Source organism: Tenacibaculum agarivorans (genome assembly GCF_001936575.1).
In the GTDB taxonomy this organism is placed as follows: Bacteria; Bacteroidota; Bacteroidia; order Flavobacteriales; family Flavobacteriaceae; genus Polaribacter; species Polaribacter agarivorans.
Genome location: NZ_MSMP01000005.1, coordinates 47,604 through 63,781, shown reverse-complemented (window position 1 = coordinate 63,781; position 16,178 = coordinate 47,604). Strand labels below are relative to the sequence as shown.

The 16,178-nt window shown below is 32.1% G+C and carries 13 protein-coding genes; 3 read left to right on the top strand and 10 right to left on the bottom strand.

The features are described 5' to 3' along the window. Positions 1-10: 10 nt before the first annotated feature. From BVC87_RS05090 to BVC87_RS05080, 3 genes are all read left to right on the top strand, one after another. Positions 11-430 (top strand): VOC family protein, encoded by a 420-nt coding sequence (locus tag BVC87_RS05090; protein WP_075341276.1) that lies wholly within the window; start codon positions 11-13, stop codon positions 428-430. 89 nt (positions 431-519) lie between these two features. Then, positions 520-3,798: a S41 family peptidase gene (locus BVC87_RS05085; RefSeq protein WP_075341275.1), complete on the top strand. Its 3,279-nt coding sequence runs from the start codon at positions 520-522 to the stop codon at positions 3,796-3,798. Between the two features lie 22 nt (positions 3,799-3,820). Continuing rightward, entirely contained in the window at positions 3,821-4,165 is a 345-nt protein-coding gene (locus BVC87_RS05080) for a 5-carboxymethyl-2-hydroxymuconate Delta-isomerase (RefSeq protein ID WP_075341274.1), read from the top strand. A gap of 190 nt (positions 4,166-4,355) precedes the next feature. On the opposite strand, the gene BVC87_RS05075 is transcribed toward BVC87_RS05080, so the two are convergent. The 10 genes from BVC87_RS05075 to BVC87_RS05030 all read right to left on the bottom strand — a co-directional run bounded on the left by BVC87_RS05075 (position 4,356) and on the right by BVC87_RS05030 (position 16,096). Next, complete coding sequence (locus tag BVC87_RS05075) at positions 4,356-5,027, bottom strand: DUF1906 domain-containing protein (RefSeq protein WP_075341273.1); 672 nt, start codon at positions 5,025-5,027, stop codon at positions 4,356-4,358. A gap of 111 nt (positions 5,028-5,138) precedes the next feature. Then, positions 5,139-6,182: a glycosyl hydrolase family 17 protein gene (locus BVC87_RS05070; protein WP_075341272.1), complete on the bottom strand. Its 1,044-nt coding sequence runs from the start codon at positions 6,180-6,182 to the stop codon at positions 5,139-5,141. A 289-nt stretch (positions 6,183-6,471) separates the two neighbouring features. Then, a complete protein-coding gene (locus tag BVC87_RS23040; RefSeq protein ID WP_083629282.1) occupies positions 6,472-7,887 on the bottom strand; it encodes an eCIS core domain-containing protein in 1,416 nt (471 codons plus the stop codon). Positions 7,888-8,049: 162 nt separating this feature from the next. Beyond that, positions 8,050-10,449, bottom strand: a complete 2,400-nt coding sequence (locus tag BVC87_RS23660) for an eCIS core domain-containing protein (protein ID WP_083629280.1) — start codon at positions 10,447-10,449, stop codon at positions 8,050-8,052. Positions 10,450-10,496: 47 nt separating this feature from the next. Further along, positions 10,497-11,516 carry a hypothetical protein gene (locus tag BVC87_RS05055; protein WP_075341271.1) on the bottom strand — a complete coding sequence of 340 codons (1,020 nt, stop codon included), beginning with the start codon at positions 11,514-11,516 and terminating at the stop codon, positions 10,497-10,499. 30 nt (positions 11,517-11,546) lie between these two features. Next, the gene (locus tag BVC87_RS05050) at positions 11,547-12,902 is read right to left on the bottom strand and encodes a hypothetical protein (RefSeq protein WP_075341270.1); all 1,356 of its coding nucleotides are present in this window, start codon (positions 12,900-12,902) and stop codon (positions 11,547-11,549) included. Between the two features lie 205 nt (positions 12,903-13,107). After that, positions 13,108-14,526 (bottom strand): eCIS core domain-containing protein, encoded by a 1,419-nt coding sequence (locus BVC87_RS23030; RefSeq protein ID WP_083629278.1) that lies wholly within the window; start codon positions 14,524-14,526, stop codon positions 13,108-13,110. 31 nt (positions 14,527-14,557) lie between these two features. Next, complete coding sequence (locus BVC87_RS05040) at positions 14,558-14,767, bottom strand: hypothetical protein (protein ID WP_075341269.1); 210 nt, start codon at positions 14,765-14,767, stop codon at positions 14,558-14,560. Positions 14,768-14,769: 2 nt separating this feature from the next. Continuing rightward, entirely contained in the window at positions 14,770-15,570 is an 801-nt protein-coding gene (locus BVC87_RS05035) for a hypothetical protein (protein ID WP_075341268.1), read from the bottom strand. 10 nt (positions 15,571-15,580) lie between these two features. Next, positions 15,581-16,096 (bottom strand): hypothetical protein, encoded by a 516-nt coding sequence (locus tag BVC87_RS05030; RefSeq protein WP_075341267.1) that lies wholly within the window; start codon positions 16,094-16,096, stop codon positions 15,581-15,583. Positions 16,097-16,178 lie beyond the last annotated feature (82 nt).

The window sequence follows — 16,178 nt, the reverse complement described above, 5'->3', positions numbered from 1 at the left end:
GATTTAAAATATGACACAACCTTTCCATTTAGCAATACCTGTTCAAAATTTAGAAAAATGTAGAACTTTTTACCGAGACATATTACAGTGTGTAGAAGGAAGAAGTGCTGATCATTGGGTAGATTTTAATTTCTTTGGGCATCAATTGGTGATACATCAAAAAGATGGTTTTGTACCTACCAAAGCTATCACAAATCCTGTGGATGGACATGATGTACCTGTTCCTCACTTTGGTGTAGTACTTTCATGGGAAGACTGGACAAAACTTTCAGAACGATTAAAAGAATTAAATACTCAATTTGTGATTGAACCTACCATTCGTTTTAAAGGAAAAGTTGGTGAACAAGCTACTATGTTTTTTAAAGACCCTGAAAATAACGCATTAGAATTTAAAGCTTTTAAAGATATGAGTCAATTGTTTGCGAAATAGCTTATAGTATTGAGCTTTAACATATTCTTCACTTTTTCACCTAGTTCTTTTAAGTAGCTTTGTTACTCTTCATAATCAAATAATTTTTAATGAAAAAAGGACTACTCATTCTTGGATTATTATTTGTAATAATTTCGGGAAATTCACAGGGAACAAGACTACTACGACAACCCACAATTTCAAATAACAATATTGTTTTTGTATATGCTAATGATTTATGGAAGGCTCCCATAAATGGAGGAAATGCAGTGCGATTAACCAGCGATAATGGCTATGAATCAAACCCGCATTTTTCTAACGATGGTAAAATGATTGCCTTTACTGCCGAATACGATGGTAACACTGATGTTTTTGTAATTCCAGTTGAAGGTGGTGAACCTAAACGATTAACATACCATCCTTCACCAGATATTGTACAAGGTTGGACTCCAGATAATAAAATTATTTTTCGTTCTTCTAGAGAAGGCAGACCAACACAAACTAACAAATTTTTCAAGGTTTCTGTAGATGGTGGCATGCCAGTCGCTGTTGGCATTCCTAGAGCTGCTTATGGTGAAATATCTAAAAATGGAAAATACATCGCCTACACTCCTATTACTGGGTGGGATGCTGAATGGAGAAACTACAGAGGTGGACAAGCCATGCCAATATGGATTGTGAACTTAAAAACAAAACAATTAACTACAACGCCACAAAAAGATAAAGAAAGGCATTTAGATCCTGTTTGGTATAAAGGGAAAGTATACTACATCTCAGAAAGAGATTATACCAGTAATATCTGGTCTTATGATATAAAGACCAAACAGGAACAACAAATTACATTTCATAAAAAGTTTGATGTAAAGAGTTTAGATGCTAATCAAAACGGGATTGTATATGAACAAGGTGGATATATTCATTTTGTAAATCCTGAAACGAAAGCTACTCGACAAATTGTAATCAACGTAAAAGGAGATTTAAACTATGCCAGAACAAGATGGATGAATGTCACTGGTCGAAATCTAACCAATCCAAATGTATCTCCTAAAGGAAAAAGGGCCATCTTTGAATATCGTGGTGAAATTTTCACCATTCCAAAAGAAAATGGAACTTGGAGAAATATTACCAATACACCTGGTGTAGCAGATCGTTCACCTATTTGGTCTCCAAAAGGAGATAAAGTTGCTTGGTTTTCAGATAAAAGTGGAGAATACCAATTAGTTATTGCCGATCAAAACGGAAAAAATCAAACCTTTATTGCAATACCTAATCCAACTTTTTACTTCAGACCAGATTGGTCTCCAGATGGTAAACATATTGCTTATACAGATACCGATTTTAATATTTGGATACTAAACTTAGCCACTAAAAAAACAATTAAAGTCGCTACTGATAGGTATGCACACCCAAATAGATCAATGAATCCACAATGGTCTCCTGATAGTGACTGGATTGCTTATGCTAAGCAAAATGATAGCCATTTTAAATCTATTTATGCTTACCAAATTAGTACTAAAAAAACGATCCAAATTACAGATCCTATTGCAGATGCTATTTCTCCTGTTTGGGATGCCTCGGGTAAATATATCTACACACTTGCTAGCACTGATTATGGATTACAATCAGGATGGTTAGATATGAGTTCTTATGATCCTAATGTAACTAGAAGCTTATATGCTGTTGTTTTAAATTCAAAAGACAAAGCGCCAAACTTACCTAAAACTGACGAAGAAGAAATAAAAGCAGAAAAAAAGGACTCTTCAAAAGATAAAAAAGATGAAAAAGGTAAGAAAGGAAAAGATAAAAAGAAGACTCCTAAGATTAAAGTTACTATAGATGAAGAAGGTTTATTCAATAGAGCTGTTGCTTTAAAATTACCTCCTAGAAATTATCTTTCTTTGATTAAAGGTCCAAAAAATATAGTGTTTATAGCTGAATCTATTCCTAATATACGTCGTGGATTAACAATTCACAGTTATGATATTACCAAAGAAAAGGCTACTCTATTTAATAAAGGAGTAACTAGAATGGTTACTTCTGAAGATAGAAATTCAGTACTATTATCTATAAATGGTAAATGGAGCTTAGTAAGTAGCAAAACACCTACTAAGGGACCAAAAGGAGCTTTAAAAACTAATCTAAAAATAAAAGTAGATCCAAAAGCCGAAGCACATCAAATTTTTAAGGAAGGTTGGAGATACATGCGTGATTTCTTGTATGTAGATAATGTACATGGTGCGCCTTGGAATGATGTGTACAAGTGGTATGCTCCATGGATAGATCACGTAAGACATAGAACGGATTTAAACTATGTAGTAGATATCATGAGCGGTGAAGTAGCTGTTGGTCATTCATATGTTTACGGTGGAGATACACCAAAATTAAATAGAGTTCCTGTAGGTTTGTTGGGTTGTGACTTTGAAATTGATAAGGGATTATACCATTTTGCTAAAATTTATACGGGAGAACGTTGGAATCCGAACGTAAAAGCACCTTTAGCGTTACCTGGTATTAATGTAAATAAAGGTGATTATTTACTAGAGATTAACGGAATTTCATTAACAGCAGATATGAATCCGTATCAATTACTAGAGCAAACTGCTGGTAGAGAAATCTATATTACTGTAAATACTAAACCTTCTAAAGATGGGGCTAAAACTATTTTAGTAAAGCCTGTACCTAGCGAACGTCAATTACGATCTATTGATTGGGTTGAAGGGAATAGAAGAAAAGTTGATGAATTATCTAATGGTAAACTAGCTTATGTTTATGTACCGAATACATCTGGTAGAGGATTTACATCTTTCAATCGTTATTATTTTTCTCAACAAGATAAAAAAGGTGCTGTAATTGATGAAAGAAACAACGGTGGTGGTTCTGCTGCAGATTATATGATTGATATCATGTCTAGAGATTTAATGGGCTATTTTAATAGTAAAGCTAATGATCGTAGACCTTGGACTACACCGATGGCAGGAATTTGGGGACCAAAAGTGATGATTATTAATGAACGTGCTGGATCTGGTGGAGATTTATTGCCTTACATGTTCAAATTGAAAAAAATAGGCCCTTTAGTAGGAACTAGAACTTGGGGAGGATTAGTTGGTACTTGGGATACTCCTCGTTTTATAGACGGTGGCCGTATGGTTGCCCCTCGTGGTGGTTTCTTCGATTTAGATGGAAAATGGGCTGTTGAAGGTGAAGGAATTGCTCCTGATATTGAAGTTATACAAGATCCTAAAAAAGTAATACAAGGAAACGATCCTCAGTTAGAAAAAGCTGTTGAAGAAGCTTTACGGTTATTAAAAGGAAATGAATTCCAATTAAAACCAGAACCTAAAGCTCCAATTCGATCTAAAAGACCTAAAGGATACGAAAAAGAGAACTAAAATTATATCCAAATATATTATTATGCCACATTTTGTAATTGATTGTTCAGAAAATATCATTCAACTAAAATCTCCTAAAGAGATTATTCAGAAAGTTTATGATACAGCAGATGCTTCTGGTTTATTTGCTAAGGGTGATATTAAAGTTAGAATAAACCCTTTTCAATACTACACTGTTGGAAATACATCTGATGATTTCATTCATGTTTTTGCTAACATCATGGAAGGACGCACTGTAGATCAAAAGAAAAAGCTTTCTGATAGTGTTGTATCAACATTAAAAGTAATGTTTCCAGATGTTCCTATCATCTCAATCAACATTAGAGATTTTGAAAAAGCAACCTATTGTAATAAAACAATGGTGTAAACACTATATTCTATACAATTAAAAAACGAAGTTGAAAACTGTTTTCAACTTCGTTTTTAGTTTTATTACATTATTTAGTTATACTTCCTAAGTATAATTTTTTCTTTTTGGTTTTCAAACTATGGACTTTTATATAATTTCCATACGTAAATTTAAATTGGTGAAAGAACTTTGTTTAGCATTAAAAAAATTACTCATTAACATTATCTAAAGATGTTATTGTTCCTATAGCATTCATTCCTATTTCCGGAGCCAATACATCTTCATCTGCTTCAGTAATTCCACAAATTGAAAAACCACACACATATACCTGCCTAAAATCATATGCATCATTCTCTATTGCCACAGATGTTCCATTATATGCTGTAGATTCAGACAACCATCTGTATTCACAGAGTGCTTTTGCTTTTAAGGCCTGCAAAACAGCTCCACATCCATATACTCCTACAATATAGGTTTCTCCATTTTTTGCATTATCAGCTAAACCTTTTCTGATACCTTCAAAATAAGGAATAATTAACGTATTAATTTGATCATCCGTTACATCTACATCTACGGCAAAGTAAATAGCTGTACCAAAAGGCTGTCCTATAGTTTCTGAGCCATATACATAAGCAGCACATGCATCTTTATAACCTGAATTGTAATTAAATGAATTTAATTGGTTTCCATTGTAATTTTCATATACAATTCCCAATTTCAAACCTGCACTAACAATTGCTGTGGCTTCTTTTCTTGAAATTACTTTTGACAATCCTATATCATACGCATAATAACGAAAAACGGTTTCTACTCCTTCTTTTATTAAACAATCTATTGAATCTGTAACATTTAATGGAGTATCTATAATTTGTACATTCATAATTTTTTAGTTTTAAAAGCTTTATTTAGTTGTGATATAAGTCATTCATGTAGTGATGAAATATGATACAAAAGCTATTTCTTATATCTAAATGACTTTACCTTAAAAATACTACCAAGTCAAAGGATATTTTACTTCGTAATCCTTTTTTGTTGAATTGTAACCATAAACTCCCCAATCGTGTTCAAAAGTACCAGCTCCTGTTGGTTTAGTATCTTCATCATACATTTCAAAAATAAAACATGGAATGTTTATTCCTGAATTACGTGGTGTACCATTTCCACTAGTACAATGGTTAATTAAATTCTGGTTAAATGTTTGTGCATTAGCCGTTGTTGCTGATGGATATGTAGTATTAGGTCCAGTTGGCCATCCAGCTTCTCCAATAACAATTGGTAAACTTCCGTAACCATTGTTTTCTAATGCTACATACAACGCATCGTACATTGCATCAAAAATATTTTTATAAGTATAGCTTCCGTCTATTACCCAAACACTTTTATCGTTTTCCGCAGTAAATAAACAATATTTTAAGGAAATACTTCTTTGATTGTTTTGAGTAATGAATGGATATACATTAATCATGAATGCAGAATTATCTGATGCTAAAATTTTACATACCTCTAATACAATTGACTTGATAGTTTTTTTGGAACTACTACTGATTTTACTCTTATTAAACGCTCCTGCTGAAGGCGGATAAGAAACACCCATAATTGCATAATTAAAAGGAACCGTAACTTTTGTAGAAAGTCCTGCCTTTGTAATTGCTGCTTTAATATTAGTTAATGCATCTACTAAATAAGGCGCATATGCATTGTTCCACCAACTTCCTAAAGGCTCATTTCCAACACAAAGTGTAGGAATAGCATTTGAATTATCTGATAGTACTTGTACAATTGCATCTATCGTAGTTTTATCATTACCTGCACAAGCTTGTAAATCGTCATTTGGTACATCTACTAAAATTTGTAAACCTGTATTGGCAAATGCTGTAATACAATCAGATTGGTTGTAGGTAAACATTTTTACAGTTTTTATTCCTGCTTCACTGATTTGTGAAGCTGCTGTTGCGGCACTTACTTGTTGTCCTGAACTTTGAAATGTATTACTGAAGTTAACGCCTATAATTGAGTTAAAAATTGGATTACTCATGGTATGTAGTTTTTAGATGAACATTTTGATTTCTTGTATTAAAATTACTAAGCAAACCTCCTACTAATAAACTATTTACCTTAAAACACATAAAAACAGGTATAAAAGCACTTTTTTTCAGAATAAAAAATCGTAACTCGTAAGAAAGTTATGGTAATAATTGCACACTGTATCAGTATTATTTAAAATAAGTATTCTTTAATAAATCTTGAATAATTGTATTTACAATTACCTTTTTTTACTTCTATTGAATATCTCTTTTTTTGATTTTTATCTATTGTTTATTATTTTACATAGAAGGCCCTGCATGCCACACTTTAATTCTTTGTATATTTTGTTTTGATTCATTCGTGTACTCTATAGATCCCACAATAGACATTAATCCTCCCAAAGGAATTTTAAATTCATCAGATTTATCTTCTATTTTTTGTATTTCAAATGCTTTCGAATTAAGTTTATTTGCAATTAAATCTCTTAAATCTTTATCAGAAGTAGCTATTGCGTCATCATCATCATAATGTTTTCTAGCTCCTGTTGGTTCTGGTCCAAACTGACCTATTAAATTTATTGGTTTATTCAAATTAAGTTCTTTTACCTCGTCTGTTCTTTTACTTAAAGCCTCTTTATTGTCTTGCTGCCATGTAGATTCTGGTTGGAGCTCGCCCACTGAAGTAACTTTGGCTGAATATAATCCTTTTAGAAGAGGATGTTCTTCTAATTGATAACTAACTGTTGTCCCATTATTAAAAAAAGGAGCATTATCCATTTTTATATAAATTTGTTCACCTTTATGCATAACATATGGTCGACCCGAAGTAGTAAAGTTTACTTTTCCTGAATAGGTTGGTTCCTTTGGAACTTCCTTTTCTTCATCTAAAGGAAGCTTATCATCTTTTTGTTCCTCCTCTTCTTTTATGATTTCTTTTAAGTTTTCTAACTCTTCAGTATTACTTCCTTCTGACATTTCTTGCAAATCTTCTATCGTTTCAGTCTCGCTTCCTTCTGATTCATCTGTAGAAAATTCTTCAAGTTCTGGAGTATCAGCAATGTTATCATTTCTTTCTCCGAAAAAATACCCATAACCACCACCTAACAAACCTCCAGCTAAAGCCCCAAATAAACCTAATCGTGCTCCAATTGTTGCCCCAACAGCACCGTATTGAATTGCTTCTTCTATACTATTTCTTTGTACTGTATCATTACTTTTCAACTGCATTGGTTCTTCTAAAGGTTCACTAACTTTTGTCTTCATCTGCAACGCCTTTGCTCCCATAACATCTGCTTCTATTTCTAAACCAACATTATCATTCACTTGTGCTCCATTTACAGAAGTTGTTGGTTGTACTCTTCCTTGTTTTTGTTGGACTACATGCCAAGCTTCATGTGGTACGTGCTGTTCTTGTCCAGAAGCGACATGAATATCGGTTCCTTGTGCGTATGCATGTGCATTCAACTGAGTAGGTTTATTAGAATTGTAATGTACTTTTACATCGTCCATTGAATAGCCCGACATGTTTTCTATTCCTGATTTTAAATTATCAGGTAATCCTGTATTGTTTGGCTTTTTTTGAATTGGATTTTGTTGTGTATCTAAACGATTATCTTCTAAATAAACTCCAGAATATGAGTCTTCTTTTCTTTGTGTTAAAGAAACTCCATCTTCTTTTCTGTATACATTTTTGCTTAAATGTAGCCTATTTTCCATCTTATTACTTTTCTCTGAATTTATTTTACTCTGCTGATATCATATTATCCTCTAAATTTGTACCTTTTTATCACTTTACCTTTCATCATCTTCAACCCACTTTACAAACTATTTATTTAATCAAAATATTAAACTAGAAATAATAATTTTTCTTTAATTCTTTCACGCTATTACAATAGAATTTACCTCTCCTTGAATATCAGCTAAATCATATTTAAAAATACCTTCATTAATATCGTCTTCCTCTTTTGTACTCATTCGTCTTTCTGGTATTCCCTTTTCATCTACTTTCCCTGAATAAATTGGAGTATCTTTAGCATGTGGATTTGCTAACATTAAATACAATCTTTCATTATTAGCAAAATCTTCACTAATAGTTGATGCAGTGGCTATAACAGCATAAGCATGTTTTTTATACATACCCTTAATAGGAACCCCTTCCCCTCCTTCTCCTTCTTTATCTTTATCTTCTGTACGCTCACCGATGAAATCACTTTTTGTTTGTAAAATGATATTCTTTCCTTCTCCTAGATCTTTTGTTATTTTTTTATAGAATTCTATTTGTTTAGGAGTATACACTCCCTGTTCAACTCCATATCCTTGAAGGTTTAGCTCTTTAACAGTAGTATCAAATAATTTGTTTACTTTTTCAGTCATATCTTGATTATCACCAAATCTACTTAAAACACTGTTTTTCAAATCATTAATAACACCTACAGTTGGTTCTACTTCTAGTTTTTCTTTAGATTTAAAAATCTTAAGAAATTTTTCTAAAGTATTTTCTAAATCTATTAAAGTTTGGCTTTTTGACATATCTGTAGCTTCACTTTCTCCCTCATCTTCTATAGAACTACCATCTTTCATCTCTTCAATTATATCTTCCAGTTCAAATTCAACATCTAACACTATATTTCCCATATTTAAATCCTCCATTAATCCTTTAACAGTATCGTCTGCCGTCTTCTTATTAGGTAAAATTACTTCATCTGATTCTTTTCCTAGAAGATATTGTAATGTTGCTTCTCCAAATCCTCCTGATATCTTTTCGTAAGAAGTTTTAGATTCGTCGTCATTATTAAACCCATACCCTGCAGCTGCATATGCTTTTTCTATCATCTGAACCCAAACACCTCCTCTAGCATATTTTGGCATTACTTCAGGTTTTCTAGGTTCTTTAAAATCATCATCCCCTACTTCTTCGCTATATTTCTCTTGCTTAGCTTTTACATTTTCTTTATGATCATTTTCATTTTTTTCATAAACACCTTTATCTACTATTACAGATTTACGCACATTTATATATCGTGGTATGAATGAATAATCAACTGTACTTCCTTTTCCTGATTCAGCAGGAGTTACTTTAGTATCTATATCAAATAATTTTACTGTTACTGTTCCATTTCCATTGTCTCTCATCATATCTTTAATAAAGTCTGGGTTTGTTTTTACAATGCTAATTAACGCAGCTAGTAAATAACAATCGCCTAAATTCCCCTGACGTACATCTGCTATAGTAGGTGTCCCCACAAATAAGGGAGATCTTGTAGCAATTCCTTTATACTCTAAAGCTCCTGTTCCTTCTAAAAGTCGTTCTCCTTCTAAATCTAAATGAGCCAAGGACACTTCTTTATCTTCTCCTTTACTTAATAAATCAGTATCCTTAAACGACTCTATTGGTGCATCCTCTGGTATTTCTAAATTTCCTGCCATTATTTCATCACCTGACGTTCCTTCCAATTCTGTTATTGCTATGGTTTTTATCTCTTCTATTAACTGTTTAAACTCATTATCCTCCTCCTCATTTCCTTCTACGTGTAAAAATTCATCGGCTTTCGTGTCCACAAATTTTAACACCTCTCTTTGGTCTCCCAAAGCATAGCGCTCTTTTGAATAATTTAAATATTTCATCAATCCTTCTGCTATTTCCACAAGCTTATTACCATATTTACTTGTATATGCTTCTTTATCACCTTTAAATTCTTCCAATTTACTGCTCTTAAATTTCATTGCTTTATTAAACCATTTTTTCATTTCTAAACGTGCACTGTCAGGAGACAATTGCGCTACTTTATTTGTTATTATGTTTTGATTTTGAAGGGGAACTTGTTTAACTTTCATCTGCAATGCCTTTGCTCCCATAACATCTGCTTCTGTTTCTAATCCTGCATTGTCATTAACTTGTGATCCGTTTACAGAAGTTGTAGGTTGTACTCTTCCTTGTTTTTGTTGTACTACATGCCAAGCTTCATGTGGTACATGTTGTTCTTGCCCTGATGCCACGTGAATATCCGTTCCTTGTGCATAGGCATGTGCATTTAATTGAGCAGGTTTATTGGAATTGTAATGTACTTTTACATCGTCCATGGAATAGCCCGACATATTTTCTATTCCCGATTTTAAATTATCAGGCAATCCAGTATTATTGGGCTTTTTTTGAATACTATCCTTTGTCCTATTATCTGATAAATAACTTCCTTTAAAAATTTCCTTTTTCTGTCCTATATTTTGTACTGAAGAAATGCTATTGGATTTATCTAGTTTATCATTAGTTTTAAATTTCATCTTTCTTTATTCCTTTTATTTTATACTATTCGTAAGAAGCAGCTGTTTTACTCCTGATTTTTTAACTCTCCATCTACCCAAATAGGTAACTCTTTATATTCACTATTAAATTCATCTCTGTCTATTAGCTCATAATTTGTAATTCCTTCTTCTGCTAGTGCTGCTTTTATATCTGCCACATGATGATATCCTATTTTCCAAACACCTACTCTATTATGAGCAAAAGTAGCCGCATTATCCATTTCATAGGATCTTAGTTTACTCGTTTCATCTAAACTAGCTCCTGCTAATTGTCTTGCATATATTGAAAGTTCATTAACATTATAACTAAATGGTTCAAAAATATATAGAAATCTAAATGCTATAAGCTCTTCAAGTGGAAGGCTTTTCCAAACTTCAGCTAGCGATAGAAAAGTTGCCACCGTTTTAGGCAATAATTCATTCATTTTTTCTATGATAGTAGTAACTTCAACAGGAAGTGTTCTTACTTCTTCATTTTTTAAATATAAATTAGCTAGTCTTTCTGCTTCCTTTATATGTGTTTTACATGTAACTAATATCCCTTGTAATTCTTCTTTAAGATCTTTTAAATTTTTAGTAGTCAATTTAACAACTGTCCATTTTTTCCATTCTCTAATAAAATCAGTCTTTGCTTCTTCTGTATATTGAATACTTTCTGCAATTCTTAAATACAATGCATCGCCAAATACTCTTGGATCATCTTCAGAATCTTCTTTATATGTTTCAAATGGTTTAGTTCTTCTAATTCTAAAATTATCTTCTGTCCAATATCCTCCTCCTACCTCTCTTTGTGCCAATTCAATTTCTTGATCTCTTCTAGCTGTACTTTCCGAATGATGCTCTCCTACAACATTTAATGTACCTGGAACCAATTTTTTAAGTTGAAAAACGTCTGATCCGTTACTTTGTAATTTGGTTTGAACAGGATATTGTTTTCGATTGTCTTTAAATTGAAAAACTTCATTATTGTTTACATGCCTTTGAGTAATTGCATTTGCAACTGATTGACTACTCTTACCTTTATGATTATCTACATGTATTTTCATTCTTTTTCAATTTTTATATTTGAAATACCATTAATCTTTTGAATCTGAGTCTAGTTCTTGTTCTTTTTCCTCTACAATAGCTTGTTTAATTTGCTTTACAAACTCACCCGTAGTACTTAAACACCAAAATAATGTACTTACACTTGGTTGAGGTTTAGAAGTTTCATCTTCATATTGTATCATACAATCCTTTATATAACCAATCAATTTACCAACTGCCCAAATATTAGGATTTTGCTCATCTAATTTTTCAGCCTCTTCTAAATTTTTTGACATTATTCTATACTCTAATTCAAAATCACTAGAAAAATTGGGCACTTTTGCTCTAGTAGCCAAATTATTATACTTATCTACAAGTGTTATATAATCTCCAAATTTATGAACATTATCTTCTACAGAAGTTGCTTCAATTTCTTTCAATTTATTATTCCATGTATTTAATTTTTCTTTCAGAATACTTTCCACTGTAAAAGTTGGTTTAGGAAGCATTTCTGATAAGAATTCTACCTTTGAAAGGTAGTTCCTAATTTCATTTAAGTCATTGGTATCCATAATTTTTCCTTTTAGGCTTATTAAATCTACATCCATTATCTCTTCTACATTTCCGCCAACTTCCCAAGCGTCTACTTCTTCTGGTAATTTTTTATAAGCTTCATAATTCCCATCCTTATTTAAATTCAATAGCACTTTAGTTCTATGTGCACTCCCTTTTCCGTAAACACTTTCATAAAAACTCGTAACCGCTTCTTTTTGCTCAACTGGTAAAATATTTTCTGGTCCTATTTCTATAGCTTTTTGTACAATTTCCTCTGGCACTCCCATAGTTGAGACTATTTGCTCCTTCTTTTGCCCTTCCATTAATCTTTTAGCAATCATTTTAAACCACTGTTCTGAATGTCTTGCTTCATGATACAATGTATTGGCTAAACCTGCATCAATTTCATTTAGTTTTTCTGGGTCTATCTGCATTTTCCATGTTTTAAAATCAAAATTTGCTGATCCTGTGTTTTCCAAATCCTTTGCTTCTACAACTTTCATCTCAGGTAAATTCAGACTCGTAAGATTTTTATTAATGCTAAGCATCATTGCACTTATTTTACTCATGTTGGGTACATCATTACTTCTAGGTAAATTCTCATAAAGATTATCATTAAAAGCATGAATCTGTTTGTAATCATTTAATCCCCATTCATTTGCTAATTGAACTACAGGTTGTTCTGATTGTATCTTTAGTTGTGTAGTTTTCTCTCTAAAGTTTGATTGTAAAACATTTTCTGGTCTATTATCTACAAATTGAAAAATAGTATCGCTGTTTTTATTTTGTGCGACATTATTTGCAACGCCTGATCTTTCAACTATTTCTTTTTTATTTACTTGCTGAAACATATTTTTTTAGTTTTTTATAATAACTTGTATTTAAAGGATTTTCAGTCACTGTTGCCTTTATAATATCAACTTTAGTTTCTAAATTAATATTCCATTTATTTATGTGCCTTTTAGAGAAATTGTAGATTGTATTATTCCTTGTTTTGTTCTATTTCTTTCTTAAATTCCATTATATATATTAATTTCAGATGATAATTTGTAACTATTATTCTTTAACCGTTATTTTTCTTAGCCTTTTATCTACATCTGAATTTCTATATTCCCACATTTTTGCTAAAGTTTCACTTGTGATTCCTTCTTTATCAAACAATTTATCTAACTGATTTTTTAGTACTTTTTCATCATAAGCCTCATCAATAAATTTTTGTCTGAGTTCCAAAACTCTCTTTTTATCCAGAACTTCTCCACTAACTTTTTCATCAAACCAATTTTTATCGTATTTCCTTGCTGTTCCTGGGATAATTGCTTTCTGTAGCTCTTCAACACCTTCTGATGTAGTTATCTCCATTTTATCGCCTGGTTTCGTGATATCATTAAAAGTAATATCTGCACCTTTTTCTTTTTGAGATTTCATTGACTCTTCTAGTTTTGAAAATCCGGCTGCACTAACATCAAAAGTGATTACTATATCATTGCTATAGTACAATGCATGATCTGGCTCGCCAAAGCTTATATTCATTGGAGGTGATCCAAGAACAACATTTTGATCTTTATAGGTTACCCTTTTACTTCCATCACTTTGTACTCGATATACTTTAATTGCTCCTTCACCTGGAGTGGTTATCATTTTTGGAAATAAGAGTTCTTTTGATGCTCCTTCATAATCGGTAAGTAATAACCTTTTTACAGGTCCATTTTCCCAATTTTTGTAATTTGGCGATCGTTCTGCTGCATGAATAACATCAATTTCTGATTGGAAAGTAAAATTAGTACTGTCATCTTCCATTGCATTTTTTATTGTTTCCATTACTTCTTCTGGATTTGATCTTGATTGTGCTTTTGATAGCAAACTTTTTCCTGTAGATGTATTATCTGAAATAAATATTTTTCTTTGAGTAACTGAAGTATTTACCCCTTTTTTCATCTGTAGACTTTGCTGTTTCTTTTGTCCATCAGAACTTGTAATTGTTGTACTACTATTTTTACTCCTCATCTGCAACGCCTTTGCTCCCATAACATCTGCTTCTGTTTCTAAACCAACATTATCATTCACTTGTGCTCCATTTACAGCAGTTGTAGGTTGTACTCTTCCTTGTTTTTGTTGTACTACATGCCAAGCTTCATGTGGTACATGTTGTTCTTGCCCTGATGCCACGTGAATATCCGTTCCTTGTGCATAGGCATGTGCATTTAATTGAGCAGGTTTATTGGAATTGTAATGTACTTTTACATCGTCCATGGAATAGCCCGACATATTTTCTATTCCCGATTTTAAATTGTCTGGCAACCCTGTATTGTTAGGCTTTTTTTGAATAGGTTTATCTACTAATTGCTGCTGAACAACTGCTTCCTTTCTATTATCTACTAATTGAAAGGTAGTATCATTATTCTCTTGCAATTGCACATTAGCGCTAGCTACTGTTTCATTTTTAGATTCGTTATTTTTATTGATAAGGTTACTCATAAACTTGCTTTTAACAGTGAACTAGAGATTTTTAAGAAGCAAATTCATCTTCTTCATCTAACCCCATTTTCTGAGCGGTATCTGCTTTTAATTGCATATCTTCTTCCTCTTCATCTAAACCCATTAATTGCGCTGTTTTTGAAGTTACTGATCGATTATCCTTTAATTGAATTGCATTTTTTCCAACCTTGTTGGAATTAGCTTCTTTTCGCTGAATACTTGTTGTTTTTTTATATTCCATGATTAAAAATTTGTATTAAATAAATCTTTTCTTGCATCTACAAACGATTCTAAATTGTCATCATTACGGAAACTATTACTCGAAGGTTTGTCATACATATCATCCCAAGTTGGATTTGCTACAGACTCTCCTTTACCACTTAAGCTCTTTTTCGATGCTTTAGCTGTTGTTTTCCATGCATAAACTGCATAAGGGTCCATGTTAAGTAGTCTGTTAGTTAAATGCTTAATAGTTATAAGATCTGGATTTTTAGCATTAAACATCGGTAATACCTCATCATATATTTCCTCATAATCGGTAACAAATCTTTCTAATCTATCATGAATTTGTTTTATAAAACTTCCCGAAGGTGGTGATTCATCTGTAAATACCACTTCTTCTACGTCTTCTGGTTCTAAAACTTGCTCATCAAATATTTTAAAGACTTCTTCTACTGTTGTAGCGTTAATTAGAGATTGAAGAATAACTCTGTGCGAAACAGTATGTGGACCTTGTAACGTAAACCCAAGCTTATTAGTTGGTTTTGTATGTGTGTAAGTATATAATGTTGGTACTCGTGCTCTTAATTCATCTCTCCCTTGAGATTTTAATTGTCTATCATATACAATAGCTTCTCTTTTGGTCCAAAAAGTTTTGTAAGGATCAAACGAAGAATACCATGCTCCTGCTTTATATTTTGCTACCTTTAATTGTACTGTATTACAATTTATAGCTCTATTATCTTTTAACTGAATTGCATTTTTACCCGCTTCATCTGAACTAACTGATGTTTGCTGGACTGCATTCTTATTTGTATATTTCATTTTAAAGTTTTTATTTAGTTAATACCACTACAGGCCCAATGGCGCCGCTATAATCAATAGCAGAACAGTACCTACTATGGTTGATTGTATCTTTCAGTTTAGCGAGATACGGACTATAATAATAGAGATACACATTTTTTCCAGTTAGTAATTCTTTCATAAATGGATCGTACAGTGGATATTTGAAAAATAAATTATCAAATAGATCTTCGTCCTCTAAAATGTCTAACATTTTTTCGGTGCTTCTTTCGTATTTATAAATTCCTCTTGCTACTTGTCTTGCGAAAACATTTAGCATGTGCTGTAATTGTTTTGGTTTGTCTTCTATGATTAAAAACAATCGTATTTCTTCTATTAAATAACCTCTAATACATAAGTTTTCATGATACACACAATAATTCAAAGCTTCAGCCAAAATAAGATCTGTCCATTTTCTTGGAATAGCTCTTTGCCAAGATTTTAAAACCAATACAAATTGATAGGTTTGTATTAAATTTTTGAGTTGTGCATTTGATTTTGGACTCATGATTTTTATATTCAATGATTGAAAGGTTCCTAATCTGTTCTCGATATAATTTTTCTTTTGATTTCGACTCTGCTCAATCACC